The organism is Chryseobacterium sp. Leaf394 (assembly GCF_001424105.1).
Lineage (GTDB): Bacteria > Bacteroidota > Bacteroidia > Flavobacteriales > Weeksellaceae > Chryseobacterium.
The window spans coordinates 2332079-2347949 of record NZ_LMQH01000011.1 but is presented as its reverse complement, the minus strand read 5'-3'; the positions used below and the strand labels follow the sequence as shown (position 1 = coordinate 2347949).

12 protein-coding genes are annotated in these 15871 nt (G+C 35.2%); all 12 read left to right on the top strand.

The window, feature by feature from the left end; all coding sequences use genetic code 11:
* Positions 1-1526 precede the first annotated feature (1526 nt).
* Entirely contained in the window at positions 1527-3503 is a 1977-nt protein-coding gene (locus ASG21_RS15410; protein ID WP_056082109.1) for a nucleoside-diphosphate sugar epimerase/dehydratase, read from the top strand.
* A gap of 98 nt (positions 3504-3601) precedes the next feature.
* On the top strand, positions 3602-4411 hold the full coding sequence (locus ASG21_RS15405) for a polysaccharide biosynthesis/export family protein (RefSeq protein WP_056082106.1): 810 nt from the start codon (positions 3602-3604) through the stop codon (positions 4409-4411).
* 31 nt (positions 4412-4442) lie between these two features.
* The gene (locus ASG21_RS15400) at positions 4443-6818 is read left to right on the top strand and encodes a tyrosine-protein kinase (protein ID WP_056082103.1); all 2376 of its coding nucleotides are present in this window, start codon (positions 4443-4445) and stop codon (positions 6816-6818) included.
* Positions 6818-8134: a hypothetical protein gene (locus tag ASG21_RS15395; RefSeq protein ID WP_056082100.1), complete on the top strand. Its 1317-nt coding sequence runs from the start codon at positions 6818-6820 to the stop codon at positions 8132-8134. Before ASG21_RS15400 ends, ASG21_RS15395 begins: the two co-directional genes overlap by 1 nt.
* A complete protein-coding gene (locus ASG21_RS15390; RefSeq protein WP_056082096.1) occupies positions 8131-8712 on the top strand; it encodes an acetyltransferase in 582 nt (193 codons plus the stop codon). The genes ASG21_RS15395 and ASG21_RS15390 overlap by 4 nt, the downstream gene beginning before the upstream one ends.
* A complete protein-coding gene (locus ASG21_RS15385; RefSeq protein ID WP_056082094.1) occupies positions 8709-9842 on the top strand; it encodes a glycosyltransferase in 1134 nt (377 codons plus the stop codon). Before ASG21_RS15390 ends, ASG21_RS15385 begins: the two co-directional genes overlap by 4 nt.
* Positions 9839-11167: a hypothetical protein gene (locus ASG21_RS15380; protein ID WP_056082090.1), complete on the top strand. Its 1329-nt coding sequence runs from the start codon at positions 9839-9841 to the stop codon at positions 11165-11167. The genes ASG21_RS15385 and ASG21_RS15380 overlap by 4 nt, the downstream gene beginning before the upstream one ends.
* Positions 11164-12201, top strand: a complete 1038-nt coding sequence (locus tag ASG21_RS15375) for a glycosyltransferase (protein ID WP_056082087.1) — start codon at positions 11164-11166, stop codon at positions 12199-12201. Before ASG21_RS15380 ends, ASG21_RS15375 begins: the two co-directional genes overlap by 4 nt.
* Entirely contained in the window at positions 12198-13196 is a 999-nt protein-coding gene (locus tag ASG21_RS15370) for a glycosyltransferase (protein ID WP_056082086.1), read from the top strand. Before ASG21_RS15375 ends, ASG21_RS15370 begins: the two co-directional genes overlap by 4 nt.
* 7 nt (positions 13197-13203) lie before the next feature.
* Complete coding sequence (locus tag ASG21_RS15365) at positions 13204-14355, top strand: glycosyltransferase (protein ID WP_241773506.1); 1152 nt, start codon at positions 13204-13206, stop codon at positions 14353-14355.
* On the top strand, positions 14352-14912 hold the full coding sequence (locus ASG21_RS15360) for a transferase (protein ID WP_056082080.1): 561 nt from the start codon (positions 14352-14354) through the stop codon (positions 14910-14912). The genes ASG21_RS15365 and ASG21_RS15360 overlap by 4 nt, the downstream gene beginning before the upstream one ends.
* 95 nt (positions 14913-15007) lie before the next feature.
* A partial coding sequence (locus tag ASG21_RS15355; RefSeq protein ID WP_056082077.1) for a glycosyltransferase family 2 protein occupies positions 15008-15871 on the top strand: 864 nt, incomplete at its 3' end.

Here is a 15871-nt window from a genome sequence, read left to right as displayed (position 1 = left end):
CCGCCAGTTTTTATTTCAAAACCTCATTCATTATTTGAATGAGGTTTTTTTGTGACCAAAATTCAAGATTTAAGATTCAAGATTCAAGATTCAATATTCAAAAACCAAAATTCAAGATTAATAATTGGTACGGGATACGGGATACGGGATACGAAGTTAAGGTTAAGGTTAAGGTTAAGGTTAAGGTTAAGGTTAAGGTGGGATTTGCAATTTACACGACGCAGGATTCGGGATGCGGCAACTGTGATAATTTAGTCTGATACCGCCGATCTGGCGTAAAGGGCAAAGATGCTCATCAGACATATTCATGATCTATCAAACATCCGACATCAACCATCAATTATCACTCATTACCTATTAATCATCGGTCATCAATCATCATTTATTATTTAGTGCCCTTGCCCTTTGCTTATTACCCAACTTGCACACTCGCCTTATGAACATTAAATTCAATATTTAAGCTTCAATATAAAAGCATCAAGATTTAAGACTTGGCATATAAGACTAAGGTCAACGTAATGTAAGATATTCGGAGTATAGTTTTCGTAATGCAGACAATTGTTCTACATCAGTTTTGTGGCCATCCATCTATTGCAGGCAAAATGGATACCGGTAAGACTTACTCATTACGTATCATTCATTGATCATCAGACATCAATCATCAGACATCAAACATCACTTATTACCCATGAAACATTACTCATTACTCATTACCCATTACTCATCACTAATTGCTATCACCATCATTCATCAACCATCAACCATCAATCATCAATTATTACCCATTACCCATTGCTCATTACCATTGCTCAAGATTCAAGGCTTGGAATACGAGACTAAGGTCAACGTTATATGCGAAATTCGGAGTACCGGTTCCGGGATGCGGACAATTGTTGTACACCAGTTTCGTGGCCATTCATATATTGCAGGCAACATGGATACTGTTGAGACTTATTTAATGATTGTCATCCATCATTCCATGAATTAATCATCATTCATTAAATATCAATCATCATGTATCTGCGTGACGGGCGTTTGGGATGGAATATTTGTGATAAATCTCTCTTATACACACCGGTCTGGTGCAAAAACAAAAGATGCTGATCGGATATCTATTCATCGACGATTAATACATCACCTTTACCTGTCAATGGTCATTATTCATCACACATAAGTCATCATTCATTATTCATTACTCATTACTCATTACTCATACTCTATCATTCATCCCCAACTTCCACAGAAAACCCTACTAATCTGTGGTTTATAATTTTCAACCCATCTACATAAGCTGTCTAAAAATATTATTGTACCAATTCTTTTACGCTACAGAAATTTAATCTTATAAATGAGAATTATCACCTTTTCTGTTCTGCTTATAAACGCTTTATGTGTATGATTTTCAGTGGATTGAAATGTTTTATGCAAATCTTGTTAAAATGAAATAAAAATCTGTTATTTAACAATAATATTCATAAATTTGCCGATACATAAATACAGACCTTAATACTATTTTAAATACATTGATGAATAAACTGAGTGATGGTTTCAGAGCTTTATACGCGGGTGATAACTTATTGAGAATCACGCGGGTAAGATACATCCCCAGATGGATGGTTTTATTCTTTGACCTTGGTTTCGTTTTTTTTTCGGTACTTATTTCCTACTACTTTCTGTTGAAGTTGAACGTTAAACTCAATTTTCAGAATCTGCTGCCTTTAAAAATATTTATCGTTCTCTGCATCAATCTGATATTTATGTTTGTCTTCCGCACGTATGCCGGAATTATCAGACATTCTACATTCTTCGACTTTTTTAAAATACTCCTGTCCTCGGGCAGCAGCCTGATAACGTTGTCATTACTGAACTATATTTTTGATCTGATCCAGGGCAGACCTTTATTTCTCTATCCCAATATTTTCCTGTTCTTCTTTGTCTCGGTATCATTTCTGTTTTTTTTCAGAATGGCAACAAAGAGATTCTTCAATGTGTTGGTAGATTTCACCAGGGCTCCCTCTACATTGAATGTCGCGGTAGTAGGAGTTGAAGATGTTTCGGTTGCACTTGCAAGAGCCATTATGCACAACCCTAACTATCCGTACAGATTGGGAGGTTTCGTTACCAACAGAACAGATTCCAAGAGAGCAGTTCTGCTCGGACATAATATTTACAGTAAAAACCATTTTTTTAACAATCCTAAGATCCTCCGAAACTTTGATGCGGTTTTAATCATTAAAGAAATCATGAGCAAGAAGGAGCTTGAAGAATGGATGAATCTGTCCCTTGACAGCGGTCTTAAAGTCTTAAAAGCACCGACAATTGGGAAAATGAGAGATCAGGATCTGGTAGGGGGAATCAGAAACCTGCAGATCGAAGATTTGCTCAACAGGAGACCTATTAAAATCGAAAACGAAGAGGTCAAGAAAAGACATTTCGGAAAAAATGTACTGATCACCGGGGGAGCCGGTTCTATCGGAAGCGAGATCGTAAGACAGGTAGCGGAATTCAACCCCGCAACCATCGTTGTCTTAGACCAGGCAGAATCACCGCTCTATGATTTGGAACTCGAACTTCTGGAGAAATTTCCGGCACAAAAGTTCAAATTCATTTTGGCGGACATTTCGAATAGTTACAGACTCGAAAAAATCTTTGAGGAGTACAGCTTCTCTATGGTGTATCACGCTGCTGCTTATAAGCACGTTCCTCTGATTGAAGACAATCCGCATGAAGCTGTTTTTGTGAATATTTTAGGAACTAAAAATGTCGCTTCACTGTCTAAGAAATATAAAGTGAACAGGTTTGTAATGGTATCTACCGATAAAGCCGTAAATCCTACCAATGTAATGGGAGCTTCCAAGAGAGCGGCTGAGCTTTTTGTGCAGTCTTTACAGAATACTGAAGGAAATACCACCAAATTTATCACCACAAGATTTGGAAACGTTTTAGGCTCCAACGGTTCTGTGATTCCGCATTTTAAAAGACAGATTCAGAAAGGGGGACCGGTAACGATTACCCATCCGGATATTATCAGATATTTCATGACCATACCTGAAGCCTGTGAACTGGTACTGCAGGCAGGTACAATGGGAGACGGAGGAGAAATTTATGTTTTCGACATGGGTGATCCTGTGAAAATTGTGGATCTCGCAAGAAGAATGATTAAGCTTTCAGGGTACATCCCCGATGAAGATATCAAAATTACCTTTATCGGTCTGAGACCTGGGGAGAAACTGTATGAGGAACTCATCAGTGACAATTCCACTACGGTGCCTACCCACACAGAAAAGATCATGATAAGCAAAGACTACTGTGAAGATTTTGACATGGTGAATGAGCACTTTGTTAAAATTGTGCGCTCTGCGATGAAAAAAGATAAAAATGAGGTCGTTGGATTATTAAAATCCCTCGTTCCCGAATATATAAGCAACAATTCTGAATTTGAACATTTAGATAAAAAAAATCAGACAGTTTCAACCATACAGTTACCTGATACGATAGTGTAGTACAGATGTTTCCTGCTCAGTTTACAGAGACAGGAAATCTGTGTTTTACCCTCTTTTGCATCAGTACATCAATCTGTTAAGTAATAATTTTAGAGAGAATGAATTTCAGAAAATTCTGCCTTTATGGCTTTACGGGTCTTGTACTGGCATCATGTACACCAAGACAGGAGATCAACTACATGACTGACATCGACTCTGTGTCGCTCGACAATGCCATAAAAAACAGCCGAAGTACTCTTCAGCCCGGTGATCAGCTTATCGTAAATATTTCTGCGCGTGATTTGGATGCGGTAAAACCATTTAATCAGAATTACTCCTCATCTGCTACGGTTACTCAGTATTCTTCACCGAATTCCAACAGCATGCCACAGCAGATTCCTGCTTCAGGACCAACTTATTTTGTAGATACCGACAGCAATATTATATTCCCTCAGTTGGGTAAGGTTAATGCTAAAGGTGAAAATGTTGAAACTTTCAGAGAAAAGCTGACAGGCCTGCTGAGCAAATACATCAAAGATCCTATCGTTGATGTAAAGCTTGTAAATTTCAAAGTGTCTGTATCAGGTGAAGTTGCAAGACCGGGAATGTATGTAATTCCTGACGGTCATGCCAATATTCTCAGTGCACTGAGTCTGGCGGGAGACGCTACCCCTTACGGTATCAGAAACAATGTTCTGGTCATCAGAAATGTAGACGGTCAGATTACAAAAGAGAGAATAGACCTTACGAAAGCCGGTTTTATCAACTCACCTTACTATTATCTGAAGCAGAACGACATCATCTACGTACAGCCGAATGCCAACAGAGAAAAAGCAGCAAGAGTAGACCCGAATACAGGTCTTTACATTTCAGTGGCATCTGTTATCGCATCTTTGGTCATCGGGGTGTTGGCACTGACTAAAAACTAATATCAAAAACTAAACTAAACTAAACTAAACAGTGGATCAATTCAATTTTGATGACCAGCCGCAGGAAGAAGTTCTTGACCTCAGAGAACAGTTCAGACCCTACCTTTCCAAATGGTACTGGTTTGTAACCGGGGTTATTATCGCTTTGGTGGCAGCCTGGTTTTTTCTGAGATACTCTTTACCAGTTTTCAGTACAGAATCTACGCTCCTGATTAAAGAAGTGAAAAAATCCACTTCAGGTCAGCCCGAAATGTCTGTCATTTCAGAGATCAGCGGTATCGGTGGTATGAATTCCAATTCGGTAAGCAATGAAAAACAGATCTTAAAATCTGCCAACCTTATGCTTTCTGTGGTAAAAGAACTCGGGCTTGAAACCAATATCTATTCTCAGGGAAAGATCAAGGAAGTTGAATTATACAAAGATTCTGCACCTTTTACCGTGAGAGTGATCAGTGAAAAAAGGAAAGGAAAATATCCTGCAGCGCCTGTCTTTGCTAAAATTAAGAATGATGAAATCATATTAGAATCCGAAGGTTTTAAAAAGAATATTAAAACAGGTTTCAACAAGGCACTGGCTATGCCTTTTGGGGTGATTATGTTCCAGAAGAACGTCAATACAGACGGATCCGCATTCAAATCCACACACACCTTCCGCCTTCAGTTCATGTCGGGGATGAACAGGGCAAGATCCTATTCAGGTGCGCTGAAAGTGGATGTGGTGGAAAAAGAAACCACTGTACTCAAACTTTCAATCACTAATGAGGTTCCGGATAAATCTGAAGATATTTTAAACAGACTTGCGGTGAATTACAACCGTGAAGCCGTTCTGGATAAAAACTCCGAGGCTCAGAAAACAGCCGAGTTCATCGACGGAAGAGTAAGGCTGATTGGTGAGGAACTGGGAAGAGTGGAAAGCCAGAAAGAAGATTTTAAAGTAAAAAACAATATTGCCGACATCGGCAGCGAAGCAGAACTCTCTTTACAGACCTCTGCAAAAACAAGACAGACCCAGATTGACAACGAAGCTCAGCTGGAAGTGGTCAACAGTTTACTGGGCTATCTGAATAAACAGAATTCCAACCAGATTTTACCGCTCAATATCGGCTTAAACGATTCTGAGACTTCCATGAATATGGGCTTATACAATCAGCTGATTACGGAAAGAAGCCGTTTGCTGGAAAGCTCTACACAGCTCAATCCCGTGGTTCAGGATGTGACAAAGCAGATTTCAGATCTGCGCATGTCTATCATCGGAAGCCTGAACAGAACCCGTTCGGCACTGCAGATCAGCAGAGGCGCCATCCAGAACGAACAGAACAGACTGAGCGGAAGAATCTCAAAAGTGCCGTTTCAGGAAAAAATGTTCAGAAGCATCGAAAGACAGCAGACCATCAAAGAAGAACTGTATCTCCTGCTGCTTCAGAAAAGGGAAGAAGCGGCCATCTCTTTAGCGATCGCAGCACCGAAAGCAAGAATCGTAGATTACGCATTCACCGCACCCATCCCGGTTTCTCCAAAGAAACAGATTACCTATTTGGGTGCCCTTATTGTCGGATTACTGATTCCTTTTGTAATTGTTTACATCATCGGGCTGCTCAACAATAAGGTGAGATCCACAGGAGATTTGGATAAACTTTCCCATGGAAAACCGTTAATCGGCGAGATTCCTTCACTTCAGAAAGGGGCACCCGAGCTGGTGGCGTTCAATGATCTTTCGCCAATGGCAGAAGCATTTAGAATTTTAATTACCAACATGAGCTTTATGCTTCCTGAAAAGGAAGGGGCAAAAGTAATGCTGGTAACCTCTACCGTAAAGGGCGAAGGGAAAACATTTATATCGGTCAATCTCGCCCTCACACTGGCAACGCCGAGAAAAAAAGTGCTGATCATCGGTTCAGATATCAGAAACCCGCAGCTGCACAGGTATAACGAGGGCAGAAAAGGCCTCGCCGGTCTTGCGGAATACATGTACGATAAAACGGTGACGACACAGGAAATTACACATGTCTCCACATTCAACCCACACTGTGATGTTATCTATTCCGGAGCAGTAACGCCCAATCCTACAGATTTGCTGTCCAACGGAAGGTATAAAGAACTGTTGAACAGCGTAAAATCACAATACGACTATATTGTACTGGATACCGCACCGCTAATGCTGGTAACAGACTCATTTCTGATTGCTGATGTTGCAGATATTACAATATATGTTGCAAGATCAGGATATACCGAGAAAAAACTGATCTCTTTTGCCAATACACAGATCGAAAAAAATAAAATCAAGAATGTTGCTTTTGTACTCAATGATGTAGATACTTCCAATACTAGCTATGGCTATGGTTACAAGTATGGCTATGGTTATGGGGCAACGCAGAAAAAAAGTTGGAAAAGTTGGTTTAAATTTTAATGCTTAATAGTCACATAGTAAAGAATATTATTTCAAAATTTTTTGGATTAGGCGTCAATTTGATTAATCAAATTGCATTAATACCTCTATTTATAACATTTTGGGGAGTAGAGAAATATGGTGATTGGATCATAATTTCTACAATTATGAGTTTTTTTTCTATGTCTAATGTTGGTTTTAATGATGTAATGGCAAATAAATTTATTGTTGCACATACGGAAAATAAAGAAGCACTTTGTAGGAAATACTTAACAAACAATTATATACTACTAATATTTGCAAGTATTGTATGTCTTTTGGGATTATCCATATTCGTATCATTCTTTGATATTGAAAAGTTATTTAGTACAAAAGTCACGTCGGGTAAAGAGCTCGTTTTTGTAATCTACTTTTTATTCTTTCAGATTATAACTGCTCAGTTTAGCTCAGTTTTAAATGCTGTCTATCGATCTGTGAAAAAAACTTATATTGCTTTTTATCTTGAAGATGGTGTAAAAGTAATAGAGTTAATTATAATGTTAATCTGTATATATTACAATTTCAGTTTTGTATTATTATCTTTCTTGTTGGTAATTCCAAAGGTCGTCTTATGGGGTTATAAAATTTTAAATATTCCTAAGTATTTTAATTATTATTTTACTTTGAGAGATTTTGACTTTAAAATATTGAAAAATGCGGCTCTTCCATCAGTGAGCTTTATGGCTTTTCCGGCTGGATATGCAATTATGAATCAAGGTTTTACATTGGTAGTAGCCAAAAATTATAGTGCAGAAATATTAATTTTATTTAGCACTACAAGAACTCTATGTAATTTTATCAGAACTTTTATTGGAATTTTTCAAGTATCTATTTGGCCAGAATATTCAATTGCGTATGGTAATAAGGATATTAGTAAAATGCAGAAAATTCATAGAAATTCAATCTATATAACAGTTGCGCTTACTTCAATCATTGGTTTAGGTCTTTTAGTATTTGGACCTTTGATTTATAATATTTGGACAAATAATCAGATTACCTTTAATTTTGATTTGATGTTAGTTTTTTTGTGTAGTATTTTAGTTGGCAATCTTTGGTATAGCAGTAGCGTTGTTCAAATGGCAACAAATAAACATCAATCAATAAGTTTGTTTTTTTTATTTTTTTCAATGCTGAGTTTGTTTGTTTCTCATCTAGTTATAAATTTTAACGATTCAATTATATATATAGTTCTGTGCCTACTTGTTTTAGATTTACCACTGTCAATTATTACACTAACTCAGAGTTTAAAGTTAACAAATGATTCTTTTTACAAATTAGTATTTAATATCAAAATATGACTTATTCTGAAAAAATAAAAGGAAGAAGTAAGATAAAATATTTTTTAGGCTTGCTTGCTAGGATAGTTCCTTATGTCATTTACTCGAATAATAGAAGGATTGCGAGGAAAAATGGTGCTACAATAGGTGATAATGTTATTATAAATAAGTCATTAGCACAAAAAGCAAATTCCAATTTGCATATAGGGAATAATACATCCATCCAAACAGATAAAATTGATACCAGAGCAAGGGTTCATATAGGAGAAAATGTTATAATAGGACAAAATGTTGAGATCATAACAGTGTCCCATAATATTGATTCCGAATTTTGGGAAAATAAATATTATGGTTTAGAAATAGAAGATTATTCGTGGATCGCTACAAATGCGTTTATACTTCCATCTTGTAGAAAAATAGAATTTGGAACTGTGATTGCCGCAAGAAGTGTTGTTGTCAGCAATACTATGAAAATGGCTGTTGTTAGTGGTAATCCCGCAAAAGAAATTAAAAAACGTAAAACTGTTCATAGTGAATTAGTTGTTCCATCTTTATTGTCTGGCGATTTGCAGTTTTATCTTAATGCTCGTAAAATATGAAAGTTCTAATATCAGTTGTTGGAAGGTTTCACGCTTTTGATTTGGCAAAAGAGTTGAAAAAAAAATCTTACCTATGGAAGATAAATACGACTTTGCCTAAGTTTAAGGCAAGGGAATGGGGACTTACAAATGAAGAAATTAAAAGTAATATATTTTGGGAAGTGCTTAGAAGGTATTTTAATAAATATTTATCAAAATCATTTGTTGAGAAAAATACTTTTACATCACAGGCTAAGTCTAATTACAAGCTTTTAAAAGATGCTGATGTATTTATTGGTTGGAGTGGTTCATCCTTAGAAGCAATTATAAAAGCAAAGAAGATGGGGAAGATTTGTATTTTGGAACGTGGCAGTAGTCATTACTCATACCAGATGAAAATTTTGTCTGTGGAATATGCGTTATTTAACAAAAAATTTACGCCTAATAAATGGATGTGGGAAAGAGAATTACAAGAGTATGAACTTGCAGATTACATTTCTGTACCTTCAACATTTGTTAAAAAATCTTTTTTGCAATTTGGTATACCTGAAAGAAAATTAATTGTAAATCCTTACGGAGTTGATCTAAGTAGATTTACAAGGACTAAAAAGAAAGATAGTAAATTCCGAGTAATTAGTGCTGGGAATTTCAGCATTCAAAAAGGAAGTCTATATCTTCTAAAAGCATTTGCAGAGTTAAATCTTGAGAATTCAGAGTTTTGGCATTTAGGTAGTATTGATTCGGATATGGAAGATGTCATAATAAAATATAGAAATGAAAAAGTTCAGTTCTTAGGTCACAAGCCACAAGATGAATTATATAACTACTATAGCCAAGGTTCAGTTTTCTGCCTACTGTCAATTCAAGATGGATTTGGAATGGTTTTAACACAAGCTATGTCTTGTGGTTTGCCTATAATTACTTCTGCAAATACTGGTGGTCCAGATCTAATCCTTGAACAGGGCCAAGAAGGATTTGTAGTAAACATTAGAGATACTGAACAGTTGAAAGAGTATTTGATGTATCTATATAATAATCCTGACGTTTTGGAGAAAATGTCATTTGCTGCTGTGAATCGTGTTCAATCAGGTTTTACGTGGGAAGATTATGGAAATCGGTATTATGAATTTTTAAAGGCTATAACAAGTTGAATAAAATTACAGGTAATAAAAATAACTATGAGATTCAAATTATTATTTTACTATTGCTATTCCTTGCATTAGTAATTAATAGTACTGTATTAAATATTATATTAGGTGTCTCACTATTTATTTTTATATCGTCTTTGCTTATAAACCGTATTATTTATGAGTTGGCTTATTTTGAAGTTATTTATTTCATCTGTGTAATCCAAATGATCATACTGCCACTGGTTAATAGTGCGAGTATTCAAAATTTTAATAGGTACTTAATAATCGTTATCCCAGGAGCTATCGCATTTTTTTTAGGAACAAATGTTGTAAAAAGAAAACCTGTCTATATTAATAAAAAATTTGTTTATGATATTTTACATCATAAGTATAATCGAGTTTTGGCTATATTTATCATAATTTTGGGATTGATTGGTAGTATGATATCATTCATAGCCCAAAACGCATGGCTAAGCCTATTTGTAAATTTCTCAGGAATTGGTATGGCGATGTCTTTCGCACTACTTTATTACAATAAGAAAAAATATTGGATTTATCCATTACTCTTTTTTATTATCATATTATTGCAAGGCATTATTACAGCGGTATTTGCCTCGGTTATTGCTTTTGGTCTATTATGTTTTATTTACTTTCCTACAATATTTAAATTAAATAAAAAAGGATTATTACTAATGATGATAGTAGGATTTCTAGCAATATCATTATTCCAAAATGTAAAATTAGCGTATAGAGCGAAGGTTTGGGATGGGGATGATCGAGGTTTTAGCATAATGTTATTTATAGATTCTTTATTCGCAGCCCCGTCCTCAAATAATGATATAAGTGTGACAGAAAGGGCTAGTTCAGGTAGTACGATTGCCTTAATCTATGAGCATGTTCCGAAGCAGTTTCCTAATTTATACGGAGAAAATCTGGTGAATGATTTATCAAATGCGTTATTACCGAGATTTCTTTTCCCTGAAAAAAAGAATGTTGATACAAGAGCTAATTATATTAGATATACTGGCCGATCGTTGACAGAAAATACCTCAGTTGGCATCAATATTTTTGGTATTTCATATGCCGAATTTGGAATTGTAGGCTCTTGGATATTTTTATTTCTGTTTGGATTTCTACTTAATAGGATGAATAACTTTTTAATAAGTATCATAACTAAAAATAAACATTGGTATCTATTAATATTTATTTTACCAGTAATTTTTTCATCATTCTTTAAATTTGAGCAAGAATTTGTTGGTCAATTTGTTGGTTTTATAAGATACATATTTTTTTATCTAGTATTTTTTAAAGTGTTAGATATTCTACAAATTGGTTTCAAAAGATGAACATACTTTCAATTGCTAATTTTTCTGGATATAATAAGAGTAATACAGCGTTACATCGTCATTGGGCGTTAGAAAACTTGGGAACTACAGATGCCATCAACACAAATTTTAATTATTCTATCATCAACAGAATAATTAAAAAACTTTTCAAGTTTGGGATAAAACTTCCTTATGCTAGTACAAAAAGTTTTAATGATGAGATCATAACTAAGTTGAATAGTAAAAATTACGATGTCATTTGGATAGACAAGGGTGTTGCTGTACGGCCATCGACTTTAAAAATGATTAGGATGAAATATCCTGAAACTGTGATTATTGGTTATTCTCCTGATGAGATGACTAAGCGACATAATCAGTCTTACAATTTTCTTAAAAGTTTGCCTTATTATGATTATTATGTAACTACTAAATCATATGCTGTTGAAGGTTTAAAGGATTTGGGAATTAAAAATGTGCTGTTTGCCAATAATGCTTATGAGGAAAAATTCCATTTTCCGTATCAGTTATTAGAGAATGATATTATTAGGCTGGGAGGTGAAGTAGGATTTATTGGAGCATGGGAGGAAGAACGAGCTAATAGCATTCTACACTTAGCAAAAAATGGTATTGAAGTTAGAGTTTGGGGGACAGGTAAATGGAATGAATATAAAAACCTATATCCCAACCTTATTATTGAGAATAACGCACTGTTCTCAGAAGATTACTCTAAAGCCTTGAATGCTTTTAAAATAAATCTTTGTTTTCTGAGGAAAATGAATAATGATTTACAGACCACCAGAACTATGGAAATTCCAGCTTGTGGAGGTTTTATGGTAGCTGAGAGGACTTCTGAACATGAAGAATTATTTCAGGAAGGTGAAGAGGCTGAATTTTTCAGTTCAGATGATGAACTTTTAGAAAAATGTAGATATTATCTAGAGCATAACCATCTTCGAAGTTCTATAGCGAAAAATGGCTTGGAGAGATGTCTTACTTCGGGTTATTCTAATAAAGAAACTATTCAAAGAATACTCAAAATTTGTACAGAGAGATGAAAGTAGTTTATATCCATAGGAATGAAAAAGCGGGACACAGCATACGGCGGGTTTTTAAAACAATCAGTGAGAATTTAAACGAGTCTGTAGATTACGACAACGTACACCTTCCACAATTTGGTTCTTCACCAATCAAAATTCTCAAAAATCTATACTTCGTGTACAGGATGCGAGATAAAAAAACAATCTATCACATAACGGGCGATGTACAGTATATTATTTTAGCACTGTTTGGTTTAAAAACAGTACTAACAATTCATGATCTTGTTTTTCTTAAAAACGCTAGAAATAAAATAGAATTTTATATTAAGAAATTATTCTGGGTGACATTACCTGTAAAAATAGCTGCTTTTACCATCTGTATTTCAGAAAATACAAAAAATGATATTCTAAAATATTACAGTAAAAAAAAACTAAAAGTTATCTTAAACCCAATATCTAATGAATTTAACTACCACTTTAAAGAATTTAATTTGATCAATCCCATAATTTTACATATAGGTACTGGTTGGAATAAAAATCTACAAAATGTGATTTCATCTCTCAAAGAAGTAAATTGTCATTTAAGAATAATTGGTTTTTTAAACGAAGAAGTAAGATTGCTGTTGGCGAAAAATGCTGTTACATATAGTTCTGCAACAAATTTGTCAGATCAAGAGATAATTGCAGAGTATCAGAAAGCGGATATCATCAGCTTTCCCTCTTTATATGAAGGATTTGGGATGCCAATTATCGAAGGTCAGACTGTAGGGCGACCAGTATTGACTTCCGATATTGAGCCTATGTTGGAAGTTGGAGATGATTCTGTCTGTTTCGTAAATCCTCAAGAAATTGATAGTATGAGAGCAGGCTTCTTAAAGATTATAAACGATAAAAGTTATCGGGAAAATATTGTTGGAAAAGGATTATTGAACATCAAGAGATTTGATGCTAAAAGTATTTCTGATAAATATCTTGAGATTTACAGACAGTTAGATAGGAGTAATTTAAATTAAATTTAAAATGTCAGATAAATTGAAAATAACCACCTGCATATCATCCATCGATGAAACAACTGGTGGACCTGCAAGAAGCATTACAGGTCTCGTTAGTTTATTGGCTTTGGCAAATAAAGTAGAAAATATTAACCTGCTGACATTAGAATCGTCGAATCCGTTGTACAGAAGTTTCGATAATAAGAAAATTAACCTTAAGTTCTTCAAATCCAGTTTTTTGGATTATTCAAAAACTCTGAATATTGAATTGCAAAAGAAAGATGCTGACCTATATCATGGTCATGGAATCTGGAATTTGCCCATCCATCAAATGGCAAAAAATGCTCGTAAAAAAAATAAACCATATCTAATTTCTATACGGGGAATGCTTGAGCCATGGTCATTGAAGCAAAGTAAGCTTAAGAAAAAACTGGCAATGCTAATGTATCAACATCGGGATTTAAAATTAGCCTCCTGTCTCCATGCAACTGGCCAGATGGAAGTTGAAAGCATAAGAAATTTAGGTTACAAAAATCCAATTGCCAATATTCCTAACGGGATAAATATTAACGAATATCCACAGAAAGAATACCAACGCAAAAGGGAAAAAACAATTTTATTTCTTTCCAGAATTCATCCTAAAAAAGGTATTGAAATCTTGATTGAAGCCTGGCAATTATTGGATGAAAGCATAATAGAGAATTGGAAAGTAAAGATTGCTGGGAATGGTGATCAAGCCTATATTAATATACTTAAGCAGGAGATAGCGTCAAAAAAACTCGATAATAAAATTGATATCATAGGCTCTAAATTCGGAACTGAAAAACTCGAAATCTATCATAACGCCGATTTATTTGTTTTGCCAACCTACAGTGAAAACTTTGGAATTGTAGTAGCTGAAGCATTATCTTGTGGTATTCCTGTTATCACCACCACAGGCACACCATGGAAAGATCTGGAAGATTATAAAGCCGGGAGTTGGATTGATATCGGAGTTGATTCACTGCGAGCGACTTTAGAAGAATATCTTCAGAAAGATTCTTCAGAGTTGGAAGAAATGGGGAAAAATGGAAGAAGGCTTGTAGAAGATAAATATTCAATAGAATCAGTGGGAAAGCAATTTTTAGAGCTTTATGGCTGGATATTAAATAAAACAGAAAAACCTGATTTTGTAGTATGAGTTCCGAATTAAAAATTGATCTTTCAAAATACGAAAACAGTTTGTCAAAAGGCAATCAGATAAAAAGATTGCTTTGGAGTTTAGTTTGGTGTTTATTGGCAAGACCCTTTCCAAGAAGCATGGCAAATTCGTGGAAATTGTTTCTACTGAAAAGTTTTGGAGCCAAAGTTCATAAAACTTCTGTGGTTTACTCTTCAGTACGAATATATCAGCCTTGGAATCTCGAAATGGGTGAGTACGCTTGTTTAGCACCTGAGGTTGATTGCTACAATGTGGGGAAAATTATTATTGGAGCTCATTCTACAGTTTCACAGAAAACTTATTTGTGTGCTGCATCACATAATATACAAAGCAAAAAAAATGAACTGATTTTTGAGCCAATTATAATCGATAGTCAGGCGTGGATTGGTGCGGAAGCTTTTATTGGAATGGGCGTAACTATAGGAGAGGGAGCGGTAGTAGGTGCGCGTGCTGCTGTCTTTAAAAGTGTGGATCCTTGGTCTATTGTAGGAGGCAACCCTGCTAAATTTATAAAAAAAAGAGTTTTATATCACTGATAAATATAATGGAAACTAATAAACTTGTCTCGATTACGGGATGTCGCAATTAGAAACAATAGGTCTAAATTATCTTTGCAGAAAAAAGTTAATGGATGAACAATAGACTGTCTATAACTGCAGTTATCTTAGTCCACAATGAAGAAATACATTTACAGAGATGTCTGTCTTCTTTGCGGGAATTGTGTGGTGATGTTGTAGTCGTAGATTCTTTTTCTACAGATTCAACAGAACAGATTGCAAGTGCTAATGACTGCAGATTTTATCAAAATAAATGGATCAACTATGCCCATCAGTTTAACTGGGCATTGGACAAGTGTGAAATAAAAACAGATTGGGTTTTAAGACTTGATGCAGACGAATATCTGTATAAAGAAGACTTTGCAGAGCTTCGTAATGCCATAGAGAGTGCAGATGCTGGAGTTTCAGGATTTACTTTGAAGCTGGTGCGGTTTTTTATGCGTAGGGAAATGAAAAGAATGCCGCAAATCAAAATGCTTCGCTTATTCCGCAACGGAAAAGGTCGTTCCGAAATCCGGTGGATGGATGAGCATATTCAGATAGAATCGGGTAGGGTGGAAGACTTGCATGTTCGTTTTGCAGATAATAATCTCAATACGATCGGATGGTGGACAGATAAGCACAACAGCTATTCCATCCGCGAAGCTATTGACCTTTTGGATGTCGAATATAATATACTTGGAAATGAGCACCGTACTAATCTGGACGGGCAGGCAAAGCAAAAGAGAAAAATGAAATTGAAGTATGCTAAGAGTCCGCTTTTTCTGAGGGCATTGATGTATTTTGTGTACAGATATTTTTTTAAACTTGGCTTCTTAGACGGCAAAGAAGGATTTCTTTGGCATTTTCTACAAGGATGGTGGTACAGAACATTAGTTGACGCAAAAGTGTACGAAATTAAAAAACATTGCGGACGTGATATAGACATGATTAAAAAC